Annotated in this window: 20 protein-coding genes; 11 read left to right on the forward strand and 9 right to left on the reverse strand. The window is 48.4% G+C overall.

Annotated features, from left to right (window positions below; translation table 11 throughout):
- Positions 1 to 9 precede the first annotated feature (9 nt).
- From ACZMIG_RS01810 to ACZMIG_RS01850, 9 genes are all read right to left on the reverse strand, one after another.
- A complete protein-coding gene (locus ACZMIG_RS01810) occupies positions 10 to 930 on the reverse strand; it encodes a hypothetical protein (RefSeq protein ID WP_487888925.1) in 921 nt (306 codons plus the stop codon).
- Between the two features lie 13 nt (positions 931 to 943).
- Entirely contained in the window at positions 944 to 2,041 is a 1,098-nt protein-coding gene (locus ACZMIG_RS01815) for a DegT/DnrJ/EryC1/StrS family aminotransferase (RefSeq protein WP_487888947.1), read from the reverse strand.
- A 31-nt stretch (positions 2,042 to 2,072) separates the two neighbouring features.
- Positions 2,073 to 2,483: a sugar 3,4-ketoisomerase gene (locus ACZMIG_RS01820; RefSeq protein ID WP_302352011.1), complete on the reverse strand. Its 411-nt coding sequence runs from the start codon at positions 2,481 to 2,483 to the stop codon at positions 2,073 to 2,075.
- A gap of 86 nt (positions 2,484 to 2,569) precedes the next feature.
- Positions 2,570 to 3,730 (reverse strand): formate-dependent phosphoribosylglycinamide formyltransferase, encoded by a 1,161-nt coding sequence (purT, locus tag ACZMIG_RS01825; RefSeq protein WP_125103845.1) that lies wholly within the window; start codon positions 3,728 to 3,730, stop codon positions 2,570 to 2,572.
- Positions 3,731 to 3,733: 3 nt separating this feature from the next.
- Positions 3,734 to 4,033 (reverse strand): hypothetical protein, encoded by a 300-nt coding sequence (locus ACZMIG_RS01830; protein ID WP_021853862.1) that lies wholly within the window; start codon positions 4,031 to 4,033, stop codon positions 3,734 to 3,736.
- Between the two features lie 92 nt (positions 4,034 to 4,125).
- The gene (gene rfbB, locus ACZMIG_RS01835) at positions 4,126 to 5,274 is read right to left on the reverse strand and encodes a dTDP-glucose 4,6-dehydratase (RefSeq protein WP_487888926.1); all 1,149 of its coding nucleotides are present in this window, start codon (positions 5,272 to 5,274) and stop codon (positions 4,126 to 4,128) included.
- A gap of 51 nt (positions 5,275 to 5,325) precedes the next feature.
- Positions 5,326 to 5,844 (reverse strand): metallophosphoesterase family protein, encoded by a 519-nt coding sequence (locus ACZMIG_RS01840; protein WP_487888927.1) that lies wholly within the window; start codon positions 5,842 to 5,844, stop codon positions 5,326 to 5,328.
- A gap of 73 nt (positions 5,845 to 5,917) precedes the next feature.
- Positions 5,918 to 6,547 carry a cytidylate kinase-like family protein gene (locus ACZMIG_RS01845; protein WP_487888928.1) on the reverse strand — a complete coding sequence of 210 codons (630 nt, stop codon included), beginning with the start codon at positions 6,545 to 6,547 and terminating at the stop codon, positions 5,918 to 5,920.
- Positions 6,519 to 7,907, reverse strand: coding sequence for an MATE family efflux transporter (locus ACZMIG_RS01850; RefSeq protein ID WP_487888929.1), 1,389 nt, complete (start codon positions 7,905 to 7,907; stop codon positions 6,519 to 6,521). The genes ACZMIG_RS01845 and ACZMIG_RS01850 overlap by 29 nt, the downstream gene beginning before the upstream one ends.
- Positions 7,908 to 8,609: 702 nt before the next feature.
- On the opposite strand from ACZMIG_RS01850, the gene ACZMIG_RS01855 reads away from it, so the two are divergent.
- From ACZMIG_RS01855 to ACZMIG_RS01905, 11 genes are all read left to right on the forward strand, one after another.
- Entirely contained in the window at positions 8,610 to 10,028 is a 1,419-nt protein-coding gene (locus tag ACZMIG_RS01855) for a S8 family serine peptidase (protein ID WP_487888930.1), read from the forward strand.
- A complete protein-coding gene (gene xseA, locus ACZMIG_RS01860) occupies positions 10,025 to 11,374 on the forward strand; it encodes an exodeoxyribonuclease VII large subunit (protein ID WP_287601208.1) in 1,350 nt (449 codons plus the stop codon). The genes ACZMIG_RS01855 and xseA overlap by 4 nt, the downstream gene beginning before the upstream one ends.
- Before the next feature lie 41 nt (positions 11,375 to 11,415).
- Positions 11,416 to 11,616, forward strand: coding sequence for an exodeoxyribonuclease VII small subunit (gene xseB, locus ACZMIG_RS01865; RefSeq protein WP_125103851.1), 201 nt, complete (start codon positions 11,416 to 11,418; stop codon positions 11,614 to 11,616).
- A 193-nt stretch (positions 11,617 to 11,809) separates the two neighbouring features.
- Positions 11,810 to 12,832 (forward strand): branched-chain amino acid aminotransferase, encoded by a 1,023-nt coding sequence (locus tag ACZMIG_RS01870; RefSeq protein WP_021853854.1) that lies wholly within the window; start codon positions 11,810 to 11,812, stop codon positions 12,830 to 12,832.
- 146 nt (positions 12,833 to 12,978) lie between these two features.
- Positions 12,979 to 13,749 (forward strand): tRNA (guanosine(46)-N7)-methyltransferase TrmB, encoded by a 771-nt coding sequence (gene trmB, locus ACZMIG_RS01875; protein WP_288172502.1) that lies wholly within the window; start codon positions 12,979 to 12,981, stop codon positions 13,747 to 13,749.
- A 232-nt stretch (positions 13,750 to 13,981) separates the two neighbouring features.
- Complete coding sequence (locus ACZMIG_RS01880) at positions 13,982 to 15,157, forward strand: MFS transporter (protein ID WP_021853852.1); 1,176 nt, start codon at positions 13,982 to 13,984, stop codon at positions 15,155 to 15,157.
- A gap of 798 nt (positions 15,158 to 15,955) precedes the next feature.
- The gene (locus tag ACZMIG_RS01885) at positions 15,956 to 16,504 is read left to right on the forward strand and encodes a DUF3575 domain-containing protein (protein WP_487888948.1); all 549 of its coding nucleotides are present in this window, start codon (positions 15,956 to 15,958) and stop codon (positions 16,502 to 16,504) included.
- Between the two features lie 76 nt (positions 16,505 to 16,580).
- On the forward strand, positions 16,581 to 17,942 hold the full coding sequence (locus ACZMIG_RS01890; RefSeq protein ID WP_487888931.1) for an OmpA family protein: 1,362 nt from the start codon (positions 16,581 to 16,583) through the stop codon (positions 17,940 to 17,942).
- A gap of 40 nt (positions 17,943 to 17,982) precedes the next feature.
- A complete protein-coding gene (locus ACZMIG_RS01895) occupies positions 17,983 to 19,665 on the forward strand; it encodes a hypothetical protein (RefSeq protein ID WP_487888932.1) in 1,683 nt (560 codons plus the stop codon).
- 153 nt (positions 19,666 to 19,818) lie between these two features.
- Complete coding sequence (locus ACZMIG_RS01900; protein WP_487888933.1) at positions 19,819 to 20,865, forward strand: hypothetical protein; 1,047 nt, start codon at positions 19,819 to 19,821, stop codon at positions 20,863 to 20,865.
- Between the two features lie 162 nt (positions 20,866 to 21,027).
- Positions 21,028 to 21,939 carry a hypothetical protein gene (locus tag ACZMIG_RS01905; RefSeq protein WP_487888934.1) on the forward strand — a complete coding sequence of 304 codons (912 nt, stop codon included), beginning with the start codon at positions 21,028 to 21,030 and terminating at the stop codon, positions 21,937 to 21,939.
- Positions 21,940 to 22,003: the final 64 nt, after the last annotated feature.

Below are 22,003 nucleotides of genomic sequence, written 5' to 3' on the forward strand. Positions count from 1 at the left end.
TCGTAGGCGTCAGAGTTCGAAGAAGAGCTTCTGCGTTACAGAGCATCCTATGGCCTCCTTAAAGTCGCAGAGGCCGTTGTTGGGCACCCCGTCTTCGGTCGACGGGCCGATGTCGAGAATCCTGAAGCCTTTTTGGTAGTAATATTCGAAGACCTTGTATGCAAGAAAATTCATCGTCCTTAGGCTGGCGTATTGCCTCAAGTCGCCCCAGTAAATCACCTGTGCCACGTCGTCCGTTACCTTAAACACCTGTGCGGCAGCCACGTCGGTGCCGTTGTGCGACACCACAAAGAAGTCGGCATCAATTATTTTCACCGTGTCGGCAACATTCTGCAGGCTCATTCTTAGCGGATAGCCGTGTTCCTTCCGGTTGATGCTTATCACGCCGTATGCCCTCGATATGTCGTCGGCATTACTGCTGTCGAGATGAGATATTACGAAATCTTCGGCCATGGCTTTGTGCAGGTTCTTGCGTGCGCTGCGGTCTATGAAGTCTTCATAATGCGGAAATCTCGACAGGTCGAAGTGATAGTTGAGGTCGATGTTGGTAAGCCTGCCGTTTCTGAACATCACGTTTGCCCATTTCGATAGTTGCGTATCGTCGTAGACCGACGGCTGCAGCGTTATCTTTATCTTCTTGTCATGGCTTCTGCCACAGTCTTTCAGCAGGGCAGCGGCCTCGTCCATGTAGGCAATGCGCTGCGGCGTCTTCATGTTGAAACCGCCGTATGGGGCAGAGAACGGACTGCACATGCTGTCGCCTTTCTCGCCGAGAACAATCGAGAATCTGGTCTTGTTGTCCTTAATCAGAATGTAGTGAAGGCCGCTGGTCTTGGCCTTGTTAAGCTCTGAAAACTCCGGCGTGTTGTAGACATGGGCATAAAATCCTGCCTGAGCATATTCTTCGGCTGTAACTTCGTATAGTTGCATACGGCTTTTCGGCTTAAAAGTTGTTGAGAAGTTCTATCACGTTGTCCTGTTCCTTCTCGTCGAGTGCAGGGCTCATGGGCAGGCTCAGTTCCTGTCTGTGTATCAGTTCTGTTACCGGCAGCTGCATCCCGGCCCAGCTTTCGTAGCATTTCTGCTTGTGAGGTGCTATGGGGTAGTGCACTTCTGTCTGCACTCCGTGCCCGCTCAGATAGGCTTTCAGTTCGTCGCGCCTCTCACAAAGAATGGGGAAAATATGGAAGACACTGTTCTCCCAATATCCTTCTGACGGCACTTTTATGCTCTTGTTGTCGATGCCCTTTATGTAGCGCAGCGCCTTTTTTCTTCTCATTTCGTTGTCTTCGTCAAGATATTTCAGCTTGACGTCAAGCACGGCAGCCTGCAGTTCGTCTATGCGGCTGTTGCGTCCTATGTGGTCGAATACATATTTTCTGGCTGAACCATAGTTGCCAAGCGAGCGCACCATGTCGGCAAGTTCGCCGTCGTTTGTGGTCATGGCGCCCGCATCTCCCAGTGCGCCGAGGTTCTTTGTCGGGTAGAAGCTGTGTCCTGCGGCATCTCCCAGTGCGCCGGTGCGTATGCCGTTGTGCATGCATCCGTGTGCCTGTGCGTTGTCTTCAATGAGCTTCAGGTTATATTTTCTGCACAGTTCGCCTATATTCTCGGTGTATGCGCAGCGTCCGTAAAGATGCACAATCATTATGGCTTTGGTGCGTCCGGTTATGGCCTGCTCTATGAGTCTGTCGTCTATTTGCAGCGTCTCGATGTCCGGTTCAACCAGTACAGGCACCAGTTTGTTCTCCGTAACGGCCAGTATCGATGCTATATAGGTGTTTGCCGGAACGATAACCTCGTCGCCTTCCGTCATTACGCCCATCTCTATGTAGGCTCTCAGAATGAGCGTGAGCGCGTCGAGTCCGTTGCCGCAGCCCACGCAGTGAGCCGTGCCTATGTATGACGCAAAGTCGTGTTCAAAGCGTTCTGTCTCCTTGCCGCGCAGATACCATCCGCTGTTTACCACCCTCTTGACGGCTTCTTCAATTTCAGACGAGTATCTTTCGGTGTTTTTTGTCAGGTCAGAATATTTTATAATCTTGTTCATCTTTACATTTTTTGCTTGCATGTTATAGCTCTTGCAACTTGTCCTTGACGTATTCCAGATAGTCGTTATAGTCGCGTATGTAGTCTTCTTCCTCAAATCTTTCAGAAGCAAGCACAAGGCATACCGCCCCGGATGAGAAGTCGTCGAGCGTTCGCCAGATGTTCACGTCGATGAAAAGTCCCTGATATGGGTGGTTAAGAAGAAATGTCTTCTTCTCCTTTCCGTTGTCAAGCGTAACGCTGAAGCTTCCGCTTATGGCTACAAGAAACTCCTTGCATTCCTTGTGTGCATGCCCTCCACGGCTTTCTCCTGCCGGTACGTCATACACCCAGTAAGTGCGTTTAATGGCAAACGGTATATGGTTTTCGCCCTCAGTTACAGTGAGATTGCCTCTTGGGTCGATTATTTTCGGAAGGTCAATTATTTTGTTCATATTAACTATTTTAAGGTCTTAGGCTTATATGGCAGTACGACTGGGCATATATATTTGCCCTTGCTCCGTCGTTATTTATGGATTTTTTATCTTATTACGGTTTCTGCCAGTCGCTTGGCCTTGTCTCTCAGTGCTGTTGTGTCAGCATCTGCATCTCCATAACAGAGCACTACGCCCATGCGTCTGTTCACGTGCTGTTCCTGCTTTCCGAAGATGCGCAGGCGTGTATAGTCCTCTTTCAGCACGTCGAGCATGTTGTATTCGGGTTCGTGGTTTGCCTCCTCCTTTGCCAGAACGACGGCGCTTGCGCCTGCATGCTCAAGATGTATGGCCGGAATAGGCAGTCCCATTACGGCACGGAAGTGCAGTTCAAACTCGTTGAGGTTGAGTGTGTGTCCGAGCGTTACCATGCCTGTGTCGTGCGGACGGGGTGAAAGTTCTGAGAATACGACGCCCTTGTCGCGGCTAAGGAAAAATTCCACGCCCCATATTCCGGCTCCTGTCAGCGCCTTTGTAACGGCTTCTGCCATGTGCTGCGCTTCCTTAAGGTCGGCTTCGCTCAGTGCAAACGGCTGCCAGCTTTCGCGGTAGTCGCCGCTCTTCTGTACGTGTCCTATCGGCGGACAGAAAAGAGTAGGGCCGTCTTTCTGTGTAACTGTAAGGAGTGTAAATTCGCTGTCGAAGTGTATAAACTCTTCGATTATTATTTCCTTGACGTCTCCGCGGCTGCCTTCCATGGCTGCATTGAAGGCTGTCTCGAGTTCATCTGCCGACTTTACGATGCTCTGACCGTGGCCTGACGACGACATGAGCGGCTTGATAACGCACGGGAAACCAATCTCTTTTGAGTGCTCCTTCAGTTCGTCGAGCGTCTTTGCATAGAAATATTTGGCAGTTTTCAGTCCGAGTTCCTTTGCTGCCAGGTCGCGTATGGCTTTGCGGTTCATGGTGAAGTTCACGGCACGTGCGCTCGGAACTACCTGTATTCCTTCTTTCTCAAAGTCGAAAAGTCGCTCTGTGCGTATGGCTTCTATTTCCGGAACGATGATGTCAGGCTGGTGTTTTTTCACCACTTTGTCGAGCGCATCGCCGTCGAGCATGCTGAACACCTCGCTTTCGTCTGCCACCTGCATGGCCGGAGCGTTGGCATAGCGGTCGCATGCTATAACATATTGTCCGGCACGTTTTGCCGCAATTACAAATTCCTTGCCCAGTTCTCCCGAGCCTAAAAGCAATATTTTCTTCATTGTTTATTCTTTAATTAGTTGTTTTACCATTTGCCATTCAGGCGACACGGCCATTCTTCTTACATTTGCCTCTATGATTTTTCTCATTGTTTCGGGGCTTACGCCATGTTCCTTTGCTATGTCTTCAAGCGGCTTGACGTCGTTGCCGAACAGTCCGTAATACTGCTGAAGCACGGCTTCGTCGTCGGCGTAGATAAGGTGCATGATGTGCTTAATGTAGTGTTCCACCTTCTCGCTCACGCAGTGAGGCTCTTTGCCGAGCCTTATCAGAAAATCCTGAAGCTCTTGTGACAGTGCGTCCATCTTGATAAATGAAAAGTTGTTGTTATTATGTTTGATTTGTAAGATGTCAGGAAACGCAGCTCGTTTTCACGTTTCCTGACATCGTTTTTGGGCTATCTGTTTGAATACATCTGTTCGTAATACTTCTGATAGTCGCCGCTCGTAACCTCCTTTACCCATTCCTGGTTATCAAGGTTCCATTTAATCGTCTTCACAATTCCTTCGGCAAACATCGTCTCAGGATACCATCCTATGTCGTTCTTTATCTTTGTCGGGTCGATGGCATAGCGCTGGTCGTGGCCCAGGCGGTCTTTGACGAATGTGATAAGGCTGTCGTTAATCCAGTCGATGGCTATCTCGCCGTCAGCGTCTTTCACCTGTTTCTTCAGTATCTTGCGCAGCTCCTTGTCTTCGGCCATCATGTCGTGTATGGTCTTTATGGTCAGTTTTACGATGTCGATGTTTGTCATCTCGTTGTGGCCTCCGACATTATACACTTCGCCTTCCTTGCCTTCGCGCACCACGAGGTCGATGGCCTTGCAGTGGTCTTCAACGTAGAGCCAGTCTCTTACGTTGTCGCCCTTGCCGTATACGGGCAGCTGCTTGCCTTCGAGGATGTTGTTTATTATCAGCGGAATAAGTTTCTCGGGGAAGTGGTAAGGGCCGTAGTTGTTAGAGCATCTTGTGATAGACACGGGCATGTGGTATGTGTCATGATAGGCCATCACGATCATGTCTGCACTTGTCTTTGACGCACTGTAAGGGCTGTGGGGGCAGAGCGGTGTGTTCTCTGTGAAGAAACCGTCCTTGCCCAGCGAGCCGTACACTTCGTCGGTGCTGACCTGATGGAATCGCTTGCCGGCTTTCCATACAGGATATCCTGTTTCGTCCTTGCCCGTAACCCATGCTCTTCTTGCAGCGTCGAGCAGGTTCTGCGTGCCGAGTATGTTGGTCTCGAGGAACAGCTGCGGATTCTCTATGCTGCGGTCTACATGGCTTTCAGCAGCAAAGTTTACGACATAGTCGATGTCATTTTCTGAAAACAGCTTGTCTGCCAGTTCTCTGTCGCGGATGTCTCCGTGCACAAACACGCATCTCTTTCCGTCGATGTCGTCTTTTATCGTGCCATAGTTGCCGGCATATGTCAGCAGGTCGAGCACTATAATCTTAATCTCCTCTTCCTTATATTTTTTGTAAAGAAGATACTTTATAAAGTTTGAGCCGATGAATCCGGCAGCTCCGGTAACAAGATAAGTTTTCATATTATTGATTTTAATTGTTAGTATTCTTATTTAAGATAACTCAGTTTTCGCCTAAAAATTGTGTACGTCTGCTTTTCTTGGGTCAGACAGCGTAACCACCTCAAGGTCTTTAAACGTGCTTCCGTCTATGGTGAGCCTTATCAGTGTGCGGTCTTTATGCCATCCCTGCAGGCCTGCCGCACCGGGATTGATGTGCAGCAGATTGAGCGTCTTGTCGAATTTAACTTTAAGTATGTGCGAGTGTCCGCTGATGAAGAGTTGTGGCGGCATGGCATATATCGAGCCTCTTATGCTTGCGTCATAGTTGCCCGGATGGCCTCCGATGTGCTTCATGAGCACTTCGGTGTCCTCACATTTCCATCGCAGAGTCTCCCTGAACATGCGTCGCAGGTCGCCCCCGTCGCAGTTGCCGTAGACGGCTCTGAGAGTGCGGAATTCTGCCAGCTTCTGTGCCACCTCAAGCGACCCGATGTCGCCTGCGTGCCATATCTCGTCGCACGGCTCGAAGTATTTCAGGTATTTGTCGTCCCAGTAGGCGTGTGTGTCGCTTATTATTCCTATGCGTTTCATTCTTTGTCTGTGACTTGTTTGTGCAGTGTGCAGCCGGCACATCCCGCTGTGGTCATGCCGTGCTGCATAAGTTTTATTTCAGGTCGAGGCTTTTTGTGATAAACTCTTTCAGGAATCCGGCCGTGCCTTCGATGCCGAGCAGGCTTGAGTTTATGCACAGGTCGTATGATGTGCTGTGCCCCCATTTCTTGCCCGTGTAATAGTTGTAGTAAGACGAGCGGCTGTCTTCCTTGTTCTCTATAATCTTCTTAGCCTCTTCCCTGTTGCAGTTGTGTCTCTTGCATATGCGCTCTATGCGTTCGTCGATGTCGGCTGTGATGAACACGCTTACCATGTTGTTGAAGTCGCGTAGCACATAGTCGGCACATCTGCCCACGAACACGCACGAGTGGGCTTCTGCAGCCTTGCGTATGGCGTCGCTCTGAAACTGGAACAGGCTTTCCTGCGACAGCTTGTTGTTATAAAAGCAGTTGTCTGAAATATAGGGTACGTGCATGTGGAAAAGCGACTTGAAAAATCCCTTTTTCTCATCGTTCTGCTCGAAAAACTTCTCGCTGAATCCGCTTTCCTTTGCGGCCAGATTCAGCAGCTCGCGGTCGTAAAACTTGCATCCGAATTCGTCTGCGAGCATCTTGGCGATAATCATTCCGCCGCTTCCGAGCTGTCTGCCTACGTTAATTATTATTTTCTTCTTGGTTTCCATAAGCTATGGCGTTATGTTGTTTTTTGAATTTTCTCATATATTTTGTCATCATCACGGCAGCCATGAGCGAGGCTATTGTGTCGGCTGTTGGCAGCGACATCCACACGCCGTCGAGCTTGAAGAACTGCGGAAGGATGATAAGCAGCGGCAGCAGGAACAGCATCTGTCGTGACAGCGACAGGAATATGCTTATCTTTGCCTTGCCGATGCTCTGGAAGAAGTTGGTTACAACCATCTGATATCCCACGAACGGGAATGCTGCCATGTTGATCTTTATGGCCCTCATGGCCTTGTCTATCAGTTCGGCGTCTGTCGTGAACAGGCGTGCGCACTCGTATGGGAAGATGTGAACGATGAGGAATCCCGTGGTAGTAATGGCGGTTCCTGCTATTATTGCGCATTTAAGCACCTTCATGAGTCTGTCGAAGCGCTGCGCCCCGTAGTTGTAGCCGGCTATGGGGAGCATGCCCTGGTTGAGGCCCATGGTGATCATGATGAACACGAATGCCACCTTGTTGGCTATGCCGTAGGCGCCTACTGCCATGTCGCCGCCGTATTTATACAGGCTGGTGTTGATGAATATCACCACGATGCATGCGCATACGTTCATGGCGAAGGGCGACATACCTATGCCTATGATGTTTTTCAGGATGTTGCTTCTTAGCTTGTATATGCCTTTCTTGAAGTGTACTATCTCGCTCGACTTGCTGAGCAGCCATAGCTGCCATGCAAGTGCCGTTACCTGAGATATCACGGTGGCCAGTGCGGCGCCCTGTATGCCCATCTTCAGCGGCCAGATGAATATAGGCGCAAGGACGGTGTTGAGCACCACGGACGACATCGTGGCAAACATGGCATGGCGCGGTTTGCCCACGGCGCGCAGTATGGCGTTCATGCCGAAGAATGTTTGCGAAAACACGTTTCCTGCCAGCACCACCAGCATATATTCGCGTGCGTAGGGTATTGTGTTCTCGCTCGCGCCGAAGAAATAGAGTATCGGGTCGAGAAACATCAGCGATATTATGCCGAATGCCACTCCGACGATGATGTTCAGCACGATGCTGTTGCCGAATATAAGCTCAGCCTTGCGGTAGTCTTTCTGGCCAAGCTTGACGGAGATACAAGTAGACGAACCTATGCCCACGGCTGCTCCGAACGCTGCCGAAAGGTTCATCAGCGGAAAGGTGATGGCCAGTCCGGATATGGCCAGCGGACCCACGCCCTGGCCGATAAAGATGCTGTCGATCATATTGTACAGCGAGGCTGCCGTCATCGCTATGATGGCAGGAAGGGCATACTGCATAAGCAGTTTGCCGACCGGTTTCGTTCCCAGTTCAAGTGTTGCTTGTTTATTATCCATAATGTTTACCAATCTTATTCTGTGCAAAGTTACTGCATGTTGGCTTAAATACAAAGCAAAAAGTTGTAAAAAGCTGTTTTATTTTGTTTCGCGGCGCATGATTTTGTCATTATTTTATAATATGTGTGTCATTTCCTGAGTTGATAATTGTTAACTAAATTGCCTGTTTTGCCCTGCAGCAGTTTTGTTGTCAGAAAATCTGCGGCAGTCTGTTTCCTGCTGCTTTTTGTGTGATTTTGCCATGGCCGTTTACGGCTTGTTTATGTGCAGAATGTTCTTTCTGTCATATTTTATGTCCTTTCCGTGAACATCTGGCCTTCTGTCTTGATTCATGATGTATGAAACTGCCTGCCGTTTAACCTTGTCCTGTCTTGCAAAAGGCCGTCTTTTGGCTTCCGAAAGGCCATGTTTTGCATCGTGATACACTGCTTTTCGTGCTTAAAACCTATGCTTTTTGTGTATATACTTGCTGCCATACGCAGGCAAGCATGCCGTAAAGGGCCTGTCAAGTGTTAATATTTAACATTCTCCTGTTGCCGTTTTAACATTCTCGGCACGTGCCGTCGTGGTCTTAACATGGCTTAAGGGGCATCGGCTGGTCTTGCCGGTGCTGTAGGGAAAACGCGAAAATAAACCCTGCATAGTCTTTGCGTTTACGCTTAAAAAAGCTAACTTTGCATTTGCTTAAATTTATGTAGGCAGATGAAAAAACTTATAACACTTTTGATGCTTTTATCCCTTGTCATGCCTTCGTCGGCTTATGGCACAGACGGGGCACGCAAGAAAAAATATCCCGGAGGCAAGACATACATGTATCGCGTTGAGCTTAAGGACAAGACAGGCACGCCTTACAGCCTTGCTCGTCCTGAAGATTACCTATCGGTGAAGTCGCTCGACCGCCGCAGACGTCAGGGACTGCAGGTTGACTCTACCGACTTGCCTATAAATCCTGCATACATATCAGCCGTAAGTACCGACGGAGTTGAGGTGGTGAGCCGCAGCAAGTGGAACAACACTCTGCTCGTTCGCTGCAAGCAGCCCGAGCGTGTCAGACAGCTATTGTCGCTGCCTTTTGTCAAAAGCGTAAGGAAAGTATGGACGTCGCCTGATTCTGTCAGCGAGGTTTCGTCGAGAATGAAATACCACACCGAGTTTAACCGCTGGGACACTGTGGCGCAAAACTACTATGGCGTTACGCGCGAGCAAGTTGAAATGATTGGCGGTGTGCGCATGCATAATCACGGATTTACGGGCAAGGACATCACCATTGCCGTTCTTGACGGAGGATTCATGAACACCGATTTGATACCTTGTCTGCAGAATGTAAACATCCTCGGGTGGGAAGATTTCGTTGTGCCGAAGTCCAAGAGCGTTTTCAAGGAGATGGAGCATGGCACAAAAGTGCTGTCGGTAATGGCCGTAAAGGTGCCTTACACCTTTGTGGGCACGTCGCCCGATGCGGCTTACTGGCTTCTGAGATGTGAGGACGAGACGGGCGAAAGCCTTGCCGAGGAAGACTACTGGGCTGCTGCTGCCGAGTTTGCCGACAGCGTGGGCGTTGACATTATCAGCAGCTCCTTGGGCTTTCATGATTTCGACGACAGTTCGTTCAATTATAAATATGCTCAGCTCGACGGCCATACGGCACTGATATCTGCCACAGCTTCGATGCTGGCGTCAAAGGGAATAGTGCTTGTAAACAGCGCCGGAAACGACGGCATGTCTTCATGGAAGAAAATCAATGTGCCTGCCGATGCACACGACATACTGACCGTAGGCGCCGTGAGTCCCAACATGCGCAATGCCGCTTTCAGCAGCGTAGGCCCTACAGCCGACAACCGTGTCAAGCCCGACATAATGGCCCTTGGCAGTCCGGCGTCGGTTGTTACGGGGCGAGGCACCATCATCAAGGATATGGGCACTTCGTTTTCAACGCCTGTGGTGTCGGGCATGGTGGCCTGTCTTTGGCAGGCGCTGCGCGACAAGACGGCATTGGAGATTATCGACCTCGTGAGGCGTTGTTCCGACAATTATTCCACTCCTGACAACATTTACGGCTATGGCGTGCCCGACTTCTGGCGTGCCTACGTCATGGGCCGGCAGCAAAACCGCTCAAAATGACACACACCGTATCGCTTCTTGAACTCAACCGGCTCGTAAGAGATGCGCTCGAGCTAAGCATGCCAGGCGACTATTGGGTTGAGGCTGAGCTGGCAGACGTGCGCGAGTCGGCCGGTCACTGCTATATGGAGCTGGTGCAGAAAGACGAGTTCGGCAGCACTCCCGTTGCCCGTGCCTCGGCTAAGTGCTGGCGCAGCACGTGGATGCTTGCCCGTCCGCATTTCGAGCGCGTAACGGGCGAACGCATACATGCCGGCATGAAGGTGCTTTTGCAGGTTCATGCACAGTTTCATGAGAACTACGGCTTTTCGTGGATCGTAACCGACATCGACCCCACTTTCACGCTTGGCGACATGGCACGCAAGCGCATGGAGATAGTGCGCACGCTGAAAGAAGAAGGAGTGTTCGACCTTAACCGCGAACTGTCCATACCGCTCTTCGCCCAGCGCATTGCCGTTATATCCAGTGCCACGGCGGCAGGCTATGGCGACTTTTGCAGTCAGCTGAGCAACAATGCCTATGGCTTCGACTTTATCGTCGAGCTGTTTCAGGCTGTCATGCAGGGCGAACAGGTTGAGCAGAGCGTCATTGCTGCCCTCAACCGCATCAACGAGTGTGCCGACTTGTTCGACTGTGTTGTAATCATCCGTGGCGGAGGAGCCACGAGCGACCTGTCGGGATTCGACACTCTTGCCCTTGCCGAGAATGTGGCAAACTTTCCGCTTCCGGTCATCACCGGCATTGGTCATGAGCGCGACGAGTCGGTGCTCGACATGGTGGCCAACACAAAGGTAAAGACGCCTACGGCAGCCGCTGCATTCCTTATTGAAAACCTTAAGCGTGTTTCCGACCGCATTATGTCTGCCGGCGACCGCATCACTACGGCTGTGCGCCGCCGTCTCGACTATGAGTCGATGCGCCTTGGGCGTCTTGCTGCCGGCATACCGTCCTTGTCGTCGCTTGTCATCACCAGGCGTCAGGCTTCACTCGCCTCGCTCTACGGCCGTCTTTGCGCTGCAGCATCGTCGGGTCTGGCTGTTCGCCGCTCGCATATCGAGTCTGTCGGTGCGTCGCTCGCACCGCTTGCCTCGCGCCGCCTGCTTGTGGAGAGCCATCGTGTGCAGCTTCTTGCCCAGCGTGTGGCCGCTTCCGACCCCTCGCTTCTTCTGCGCCGGGGCTATTCAGTTACGCTTCACAACGGCCGCGCCGTTACCGACGCCTCCGCGCTTGCCGAGGGCGATGTCATCGAGACACGCTTTGCCCATGGCTCAGCCTTGTCTGTGGTGCAGGCAGCTGATAAGCCGTCAAAAGACAAAGGTGTGGCTGCGGGCGGAAAACATCCGTAACATTGAAAGAAAAAAATAAACATATCATTATACGAAAGACTATGCCTAAAGAAATGAAATATGAAGAGGCCGTAAGACAGCTTGAAGAGATTGTCGCCAAGATGGAGAGCAACGAGCTTGACGTAGACAGCCTGAGCCAGCAGCTGAAGACTGCCCAGAAGCTCATAAAGCTGTGCAAGGACAAGCTCAGCCGGGCTGACAGCGACATAAAGAAAATACTTCAGGACGACAACAACGGCTGAACATGCCCGCAGGCAGGCTGCAAAACAGCATAAAACTGACATTTTTAATAAATTATGTCATAAAAATTGCTGATTAGTAATATTATTATTATTTTTGCCGTTGGTAAGTCCGGGGCTGACATTACATATAGTTAACCCCAGTGGCTTTGTTGATTGAGTAAAATTTGTTGTATACTTTAAAAATAATATGAATATGAAAAATCTGGATTGGTCAAAATTGCCTTTCGGTTACATTCCGACAGACTATAACGTACGTTGCTATTATCGCGACGGCAAGTGGGGCGAAGTTGAAGTTTGCTCTGACGAATATATAAAGATGCACATGGCTGCTACGTGTCTTCACTACGGCCAGGAGGCATTCGAAGGTCTAAAGGCTTACCGCTGCCCTGACGGCAAGGTTCGCGTTTTCCGTATGGATGAGAATGCAGCACGTCTGCAGAGCACATGCCGCGGCATACTGATGCCGGAGGTTCCTACAGAACTGTTTGAGGAAATGGTTACCAAGGTAGTGCGCCTGAACCAGGATTACATACCTACATACGAGAGCGGTGCAACTCTTTACATCCGTCCGCTGCTCGTCGGCATGTCAGCACAGGTTGGTGTTCATCCTGCCAGCGAGTATCTCTTCATGATATTCGTTACTCCGGTAGGTCCTTACTTCAAGGGTGGATTCTCAACTAATCCTTATGTCATCATCCGCGAGTTCGACCGTTCTGCTCCTCTCGGCACAGGTATATATAAGGTGGGCGGTAACTATGCTGCTTCTCTGCGTGCCAACAAGATGGCTCACGACCTTGGATATGCATGCGAGTTCTATCTCGATGCAAAGGAGAAGAAATATATGGACGAGTGCGGTGCTGCCAACTTCTTCGGTATCAAGGACAACACTTACGTTACTCCTAAGTCTACCAGCATTCTGCCGAGTATCACCAACAAGAGCCTCATGCAGCTGGCTGAAGACATGGGCATGAAGGTTGAGCGCCGTCAGATTCCTGAAGACGAGCTGGCTACATTCGAGGAGGCAGGTGCATGCGGTACAGCTGCCGTTATCAGTCCTATCTCTAAGATTGACGACCTCGAGAACAAGAAGAGCTATGTTATCAGCAAGGACGGCAAGCCCGGACCTATCAGCACTAAGCTCTACAACAAGCTGCGCGGCATACAGTATGGCACAGAACCCGACATCCATAACTGGACAAAGGTTGTAATTGAATAATTGATAATTTACAATTCATAATTTATAAATTACTGTTCCATAATTCATAGTTCATAATTCATAATTGGCTATTTCTTTGATTACGATAGCCTGTCTTTTGACAAATAATTATGATTTATGAATTATGAATTATGATTTATTTTAAGATGAGCAAAGGAAAATTGGCTAAGTTCGCCGACATGGCGAGATACGAGAACGTGTTTCAATACCCTTATTCGGTCGTTGAGAATGTGCCTTTTGAAATGAAAGGCCACTGGCGCGACATGTATTTTCACAATGACAACCCCATTGTGCTTGAGCTGGGATGCGGCAAGGGCGAATACACCGTTGAGCTGGCAAGGCTATATCCGGATGTCAACTTCATCGGTGTCGACATCAAGGGCGCACGTATGTGGACAGGTGCAACGCAGGCTCTTAACGACGGACTTAAGAATGTGGCATTCCTTCGCACCAACATCGAGATCATCGACCGCTTCTTCGGTCCTGACGAGGTGCAGGAGATTTGGCTCACGTTCAGCGATCCTCAGATGAAGAATGTGCGCAAGCGTCTCACCAGTACATACTTCATGGAGCGTTATCGCCGTTTTCTTGTCGACGGAGGCATCGTGCATGTCAAGACCGACAGCAATTTCCTTTTCACCTACACCACATACATGACAGAGCGCAACGCCTTCCCGGTGTTGTTCTCAACCACAGATCTTTATCATGCCGAGGGGCTTGATGCCGACACCATGCGCATACTTTCAATTCAGACGTATTATGAAAGTCAGTGGATTGAGCGCGGACTCAACATCAAGTACATGAAGTTCCGTCTTCCGTCGGCAGGCGACATGGCAGAGCCCGACGTAGAGATTCCTGTTGACGACTACCGCAGCTATAAGCGCACCCGCCGCAGCGGCGTAGACATGCGCAAGTAGATAGCCACGGCAGTTGTCTTGGCGGCAGTTGACTTTTGGCGCATACGCAAATGTGCTAAAGTCAGGTGTACGTTTACGCGGCAGTGTCTCGACATTGCTGTCATGGCATGGACATGTGTTTGTGCCTTGTCTTTTGCAGACATCTTTTCGGTCATGTCTGCCCCCTTTCCATATTATATCAATGATATGCCTGTAAGAATGTTTTACATGCACATAACTTTTTGTAACGAAGATGACAGTAGAGCTTAAAGAGAACGGCGGTCTTCCTGCCCGAATTTTGTGGACACTTGCCATTGTTGCAGGTGTGTCAGTTGCCAATATATATTACAATCAGCCGCTGCTCAACGTGATAGGCCGCGACCTGGGCGTGAGCGAGTTCAGTTCCAACCTCATAGCCATGATCACTCAGGTGGGCTATGCCGTCGGACTGCTTTTCATTGTCCCCCTTGGCGATCTCTGCCGCCGCAAGAACATAGTGCTCGTAAACTTCAGCGTGCTCGTGTTCTCGCTCCTTGCCATAGCCTGCTCAACCAGCATTTATGTTATATGGGCAGCATCGTTTCTTACCGGTGTAGGCTCAATGATACCGCAGATATTTGTTCCGATAGCTTCGCAGTTCTCACGTCCGGAGCATAAGGGGCGCAACGTGGGCATTGTCATCTCCGGATTGCTCACCGGCATTCTTGCCTCGCGTGTGGTCAGCGGCGTGGTGGGCGATGTGCTCGGCTGGCGCGCCATGTATTTCATTGCGTCGGGCCTGATGCTCGTATGCGCCTTTGTCGTAATGAAGGTGTTGCCCGACATACGGCCAACGTTCAAGGGCTCTTACGCCAAGCTCATGGCGTCGCTCTTCTCGCTGCTGCGCGATTATCCTGCCCTGCGCGTATATTCCGTAAGAGCCGGACTGGCTTTCGGTTCGTTTCTTTCGCTTTGGGCCTGTCTGTCGTTCAAGATGGCACAGGCACCGTTCTATGCCGACAGCGACGTGGTGGGCTTTCTCGGCTTATGCGGCATTGCCGGGGCGCTGACAGCCTCGTCGGTAGGCAAGCACGTAAGGACCGTAGGCGTGCGCCGCTTCAACTTCATTGGCTGTGCGCTTATGCTGCTTGCATGGGCATCAGTCCTGTTTCTTGGCGACACCTATGTTGGTCTGATAGCAGGCGTGATAATCATCGACATAGGCATGCAGTGCATACAGCTCAGCAATCAGGCAAGCATGTTCGAGGTATGCCCCGGAGCATCAAACAGAGTGAACACCATATTCATGACAACATACTTTGCCGGAGGTTCTCTCGGCACATTCCTTGCCGGCACGGGCTGGCATGCCGCCTCTTGGACGGGTGTGGTGGCCGTAGGCGTATGCCTCACGCTGGCCTCACTTGCCGTAACGCTGTTCACCAGGCGATGAGCTATGGGGCAGGAGAGTGTTGTCTGAAATGTAAAAGGCCGCAAGTCATATTGTGAAAGACCACATATCAGAGTGTAATATGTGGTATATTGCAGCATGAAAGGTATGCTTTTGCTTTATGGATATTACTGAAAAATATTTTTTAAAAGAAACTCATCACTCGTCACATGTGCTTGTAACCTGTTGGCTGATAGAGAGTTGATGTGTGACGAGTTTCTTTCTCAACTCGTCACAACGCCTCGTTCTGTGCCGTTTTTGAGCCGTAACGTGGCTCTGTGAATATGGAATTTCAGCTAAAAATATGTTATATGCTGCTCTGTGATGAGTTGAAATTGCAACTCGTCACATGGTAAATGGTTGGCTTGCAGTGAGTTAAAGCCTATTGTGACGAGTGATGAGTTTCTTTAAAAAAACTTTTTTTGCTGTTTTACTTCTTGCCATTTACTGATTTCGGTTGACTTCAAGCAGGGCTTTGTCTGATTTTAGTTGACTTATGTAAACGTTGGTGTCTGTTATCGGCTGGTGCCATTATTTTGATTAAACGGGATGCAGCCTATAGCCTGGTTAGTGTTTAAAATAATTCCTGACGTTCTGCGTCATTATGTGTAAATTTTATGTTTACAGATTAGATTGCTGTCGGAATTTTTAAATATTGTTAAAACTATCGGGCGCTAGTTAATAAGATTTAATATATATAAGTGGAATAGATTATTCAATTTAAAAAGGTTTAACTTTGCAGAACTTACTAGATTATTAATAAGAATGTCAAGATTTTTAAAATTAGCTTTAGTGTTGGGCATGCTGTTTTTGACCGATACAATGACTATAACTGCTCAAAATTTGGCAGTTAAGACAAATGTTTTGTATTGGACAACAGCAACGTTTAATGCATCTGTTGAAACACGTCTGTCGTCAAAGTGGACTCTTGATGTTTCGGCGGGTTACAATCCGTTCACATTTTCTGATAACAAAAAGTTGAAGCATTTAGCCATTCAGCCTGAGGCACGCTATTGGCTCTGTTCTCCTTTTTCGGGGCATTTTGTAGGTGCCAACCTGCTTTATTCTCATTATAATGCCGGTGGAGTGAAGATGCCTTTCGGCATTTTTTCAGACCTTGAGAAGTACAGGTTCCAGGGTGACCTTGGTGCCGTAGGCCTTGTCTATGGTTACAGCTGGATGTTGCCCGGAAAGCGATGGAGCATAGAGGGCGTTGTCGGCCTTGGATATGGCATAACCCGTTATGACAAATATGCATGTGCTGTGTGCGGAAGCAAAATTGGTGAAGACACAAAGGGTGTTTTCATGCCTACTAAACTTGCAATCTCTGTTATATATTACATTAAGTAAGTCGCATTGATGATTTCTGTCGGTGTGATTTTATTTTGCATACTCGACTAATTTAATACAATCTCAAGATACAACAATGATGAGATCTTTAAGTTCAATTCTTTTACTGGCATTGGGCTCATCTGTCTGTAATGCGTCCGCATTGCGCGGCAACGGCGTTGATGCTCAGTGGATAGACTCTACGGCTCTCAGGCTGTCGTTCGTGTTGACTGAAGGCGATTCGGTAGGCAGCAATTATGCCGTTATAGCCACGCCCCGTCTTGTAACTGCTAAGGGCGACACCCTGCTGCTGAAGCCGACAGTGTTCAGAGGCAAGCGCAACATGCGCTACACGGAGCGTGCACGATTTTATGATAATGCTCAGCAGGCCACGGCAGATGAAGTGGCTTTAGGCTCAGAAGTTAGGTATGACGTCATGCTCAGGCGTGCCGACAGTCCCTGGATATGGGAGGATAAAGTATACCTCGACGTGGCACGCGAGAAAGAAGGGTGCTGCAATGTTGAGGATATGGCCGGAAGGCGTATGGGCGATATGGTGTATGTGCCGCAGTTTGTGCCCGCGCTTGCCGTTGTTGAGGACAATGCAGGCAAGGCTGGTGAGCTGCAGAAGGATAATCCGGTGCTGATGCACGTATCGCAGTATAAGCCCTACGACAACACGCGCATACTGCGCAAGGAGAAAGGGGCTCTGTATGTTCATTATCCGCTGAACAGTTCGGAGCTTAAACGTGACTTCCGCGACAACGCACAGACGCTCGACCATATTGTTGACATTACGCGCAGCATAATGGCCGATTCTACATCGTCGGTTAAGATCATACAGATTGTTGGTCTGGCTTCTGTTGAAGGTTCACAGAAAAACAATGTCAGTCTGGCAGGGCGGCGTGCCGATGCCCTGAAGGCGTATATACAGAAGAGGGTGAAAATATCAGACAAGCTGTTTGACTGCGCCAATGGCGGCGAGGCATGGACCGAGCTGCGCGACCAGATAGCCGACGGCAGCTTTGATGGACGCGACGAGCTTTTGCACATAATAGATACGGAGAAAAATCCGGATAAGCGCGAACAGATGATAAGACAGCTAGACGGTGGACGTCCGTATGCGTATCTGCGCGACAACGTGTTGAGCGACCAGCGCAATTCGGGCTATCTGCGGATATATTATGACTATGTGCCCGACACGGCGGCCAAGACCATAAACGAGGCTACAGAACTGATGCAGGAGGAGAAATATGACGAAGCTCTCAGAAAACTGCTTACAGTTAAGGACGACAAGAGAGCCTTCAGTCCGCTTGGAGTGGCTTACTACATGACAGGCAACAGGCAGAAAGGTCTGGAGTATATGAAGCGTGCCGCAGCCGACGGAAACGTACAGGCTAAGCGAAACCTTGAGCAGTATGAAGCTATAATGAAGGCGGAACAGCTGAAAGAGAAATAAACAACAAAATATTATAACTTAATTAAATTAATTATTCTTTATGAAAAAGTTTTATAACAGAAATTTTGCCTATGGAGCAGCAGCGCTGCTTATTGGCGCAGTGAGTTTCACTGCATGCTCTTCTGAGGATGAGTTGTCTAACACCAATCCTACCTATGATGGAGAGAGCGTAAAAACACAGTTTGCAATTAATATTCCTGCAGCAGCTAAGACGAGGATGACAGGAGAGTACACCCAGCAGGATGGAAACTTCCTCGGTATGAAAGATATAAAGCTGATACCTTTTGCCTCAATGCCTGCATTAGGAACAGAGTCGAATCTTGGTTCTGTTATTGCTTTGGGTAATATCAGTGACAATCTGTCTGCAACTTCTAATGCTAAGGTTTATAATGATGTTGCCATTCCTGTAGGTACAGGTGCTGTAATCCTTTATGGTCAGGCAAATAAAGAGGCAGGAACTAATTTTGATAAAGGTGCGGTAACAATGCCGAGCGATTATTCTGTTTTGTCAAATATTAAATTTTCTCCTGTAAATATAACAACCAACGAGACAGACGCAAAGGCTACGGCATTGGCTGCATGGATGACATCTGTAGCAAATGCTGAAGGTTGGGATGCTGCCGGAGAAGGAACTTTGAAAGATTTGCGTGATGAGTTTCTGAAAACGACTGTAGGTTCTTCTAACAGTGTATTGTGCCTGATGCAGTATCTTTATAATGCTTTGGCAAAAGAAGACGGTGCAGAGGCTACAGCTATTAAGGCAGCTATTAAGGCCGGTGACGGTGTCGTAGAGTCTGATGGAAAACTGAGCTATGGAGAAGGCTCTTCATTGGCCGGTTATCCTGAAAATATAAATCTGCCTGATGGTGCAGCCCAGGTTGTATGGAACTCGACAAAATTTGATGTTGTTGCAGCTTCAGGAAATACAGGAATTAATGTTGCATCATTAGACAGCTATGTTTATCCTGCAGCTTTATGTTATTACGTGAATAGCAATGTGAAGACTGCTGATACAGAAGTTGATATGGACGCCGCTTCTGATTGGACAGCGATTATTGGATCAATGACAGGCAGCTCTGTGGCTCCGACAACTCGTTCGATAGCAATTGAACAGCCCATTAATTATGGAGTTGGCCGTCTTTCAACTCAGGTTAAGTTTGGCGCACAGCGTGTTCCTGACTCAAAGGATGATGGTCATAATAGTTCTGTTGTTGAAATTCCCGGTGAAGGATTTAAGATTACAGGTATATTGATTGGCGGACAGGGCGAAGTCGGCTGGAATTATATACCGACAGCAATTACAACTGGCAGCAAAACAATATATGATAAGTCTATGACAGAAGGAATGTGTGCAAAATATTCTTCTGATTTTACAGGTGCAATAACCAACTATACTTTGGCTTTTGAAACAGAGTCAAATAAGGATGTCAATGTGGCTATAGAACTTGTGAACGGTGATAAAGATTTTTATGGCAAAGACGGTATGATAATTCCTGCTGGCGGTAAATTTTATTTAGTTGGACAATTGGAGTCAAGCGCAGCTACAGAAACTGGCGAAAAAATCTTTAAACAAGACTATAATACTATTGCCAAATTTAATATTACAAATCTGAAGTCAGCTTATAATGGCCTGCCTGATCTTCGCACACCGTCATTACAGCTCGGTATGTCTGTTGATTTGAATTGGGAAGAAGGCCATACGTTTGACGTAGAGATTAAATAATACAAATGATCTTTTTGTCCTGAAAGGATTTTTTGTATAAAATGCTAACCAGGCGGCAGCCTTTCGTAGGGCTTCCGCCTACAACCGGAAAACGCTTGCGGATAACCGTTAATCTTCCGTGAGTGCGGTGATTTAGAAAAAGAAGAAATAATAATGGTGTTAAGAATGATGACGAAGCGTAAAAATAAGAATTATTGTTCAAAGTTTTGTGCAGGATTGTCGGCATTGCTGTTGTCAGCGTTTCCGTTGTCCTTTGTTTCGTGTATAGATGAAGATTTGTCGCGTTGCGGTGTAAACTATTCCGTTGATTATCGTTTGGAATTATCCGCATCACTTCGTCAGACGCTCGACCAGCAGCTTACCACACCGGCAGAACGGCAACTGGTTGCGGCGTTGCGTTCTGATATGACTGACATTATGAGCGAGCGTGCCGCTGTGATGGATCTTTCGTTCTTTACATTAGAAGACGGCAACTTGGCTCAGCATCAGACCGTTGAGCCTGATGCCAACAGTCTGTCAATGACCATCTATATGAACCGTGGCGACTACCACAATATAGCCCTTGCAGCTACTCATTCTGTCAGTGAGGTAACTATCAGCGGCGCATCAACCTACACAGGCATCAGTCTGCGCCAGGCACAGGCCGATACGCTCGACTCACACAGTGCTGCTATCTATATGGGATATGGCCTTATGCTTATGGACAATGTTTCGGGACATTTCTATGTGCCCTTATATATGGTCAACTCAGTACCTGTGCTGGTTGTAAATCCGAACAATTCACCGGCAAAGGCACTTGTGGCGTATACACGCCGCACGTCGTCAGGTCTGCATTGTTCAGACAGCACTTTTGTATACGACAACGAGGCCGTAATTAGGACACACCGTACGGAAGGCGGCGGTCTGCTTGCGTTCCATTCTGTATGTTTCCCGTCGGCAAATACTGCAAAATCACGTGCAACAGACGACCCCACAGTGGCTGAGGGAAGTATATGGGAAATGGATCTGATAACACAGATGCCCGACGGAAAATATGTCAAGAACACACTGTATATGAAAAATCCGCTTAAGGCAGGCGAGATGCAGGTGATAAAAGTGAAGCTGAATGATGAAGGCGGTGTTGTGACTGAAAATCCCGAAGTCGGTGTATCGGTTGAGTTGGATTGGAAGCCCGGAGGCGATTTTGATATTGAAATTTGATGATGTTACAGCAGAACCTTCCGGAATAATTTATGTAAGTAAAATAAAGAAAATACACGTTCAGACATGAGGTATATCTCTAAAATACATGTTCTTTTATGTGCCGCAGCTTTAGCCATAACGGCATGCCAAAGTGAAGACTCTATTTCGCCGGAGACTGATATGGAAACGGTCAAACTTCTTGTGACAGTTCCTGCTACGTCAGGGCTGACGCGTATAGGTGATCCGGGGACGGGCGTGGAAGAAGGAGCTGACTGGGACAGACTGGTGGTGATATTGGCGTATAAAGACGGACCGTATGTGCAAAAAACAATTATAACAAAAGATGATTTTGACAAACTTCCTAATTATGACGGCCGTGAAGGAGTAAAACTTCTTACTGTCGATGCACAAATTGGTTCTGCATATATTTACGGCGTAACATACAGCAGTGATGCTCAGTATAACCCGGAACAAAGCATAAGTGACTGTAAAGATAATGAGCAGGTGAAAGCCTTGACAATATCTAATGATTATGCAGGAACAGACGATAATGCTTCAGCTAAGTTTGTCAGCGTAGCCACCGGGTATTATAAAACAGCCGTTAGCGGCGACCAGCCGGCTCTGTTTGAAATACAAGTTGGCGGTACGGGTGAGATAGGCAGCATACCGACAATGACGCTTACCCGTCTTGCCTCTAAAATAGACATACAGTGGGATGCTGCTGATGCATACGATCAAGGATATACAGATGTGAAGGTTACAGATTTTACATATAAAGGAAAGGAATATGGCCGATTGTTCCCGGAGATTACAGGTGTGACACCGGATAATCAAGATAAGTCATGGACATTCTATAACACCTCAGAGATAAGTCAGCGCAACGGTCGCGTGTATCATTATACGTTCACTGATGGTGCAACGACACCGAGTGTGACATTTAATATTTCTGCAAGAAAAGACGGCAATGATATTACCGGAAGCGGATATACAATGAATTTCAGTTATGTCTTGCAGCAGGCCGCCTGGTATAAGGTTAACGCAACGATAAAGGGCGTAACCGGCAGTGGAAGTATCACGCTGAGCATGAATTGAACCGGCAGACATGAATAAAAACTGACATACTGAGAAATTGATAATATCAGTAAAGACAACAAAA

Source organism: Xylanibacter sp., from assembly GCF_057607445.1.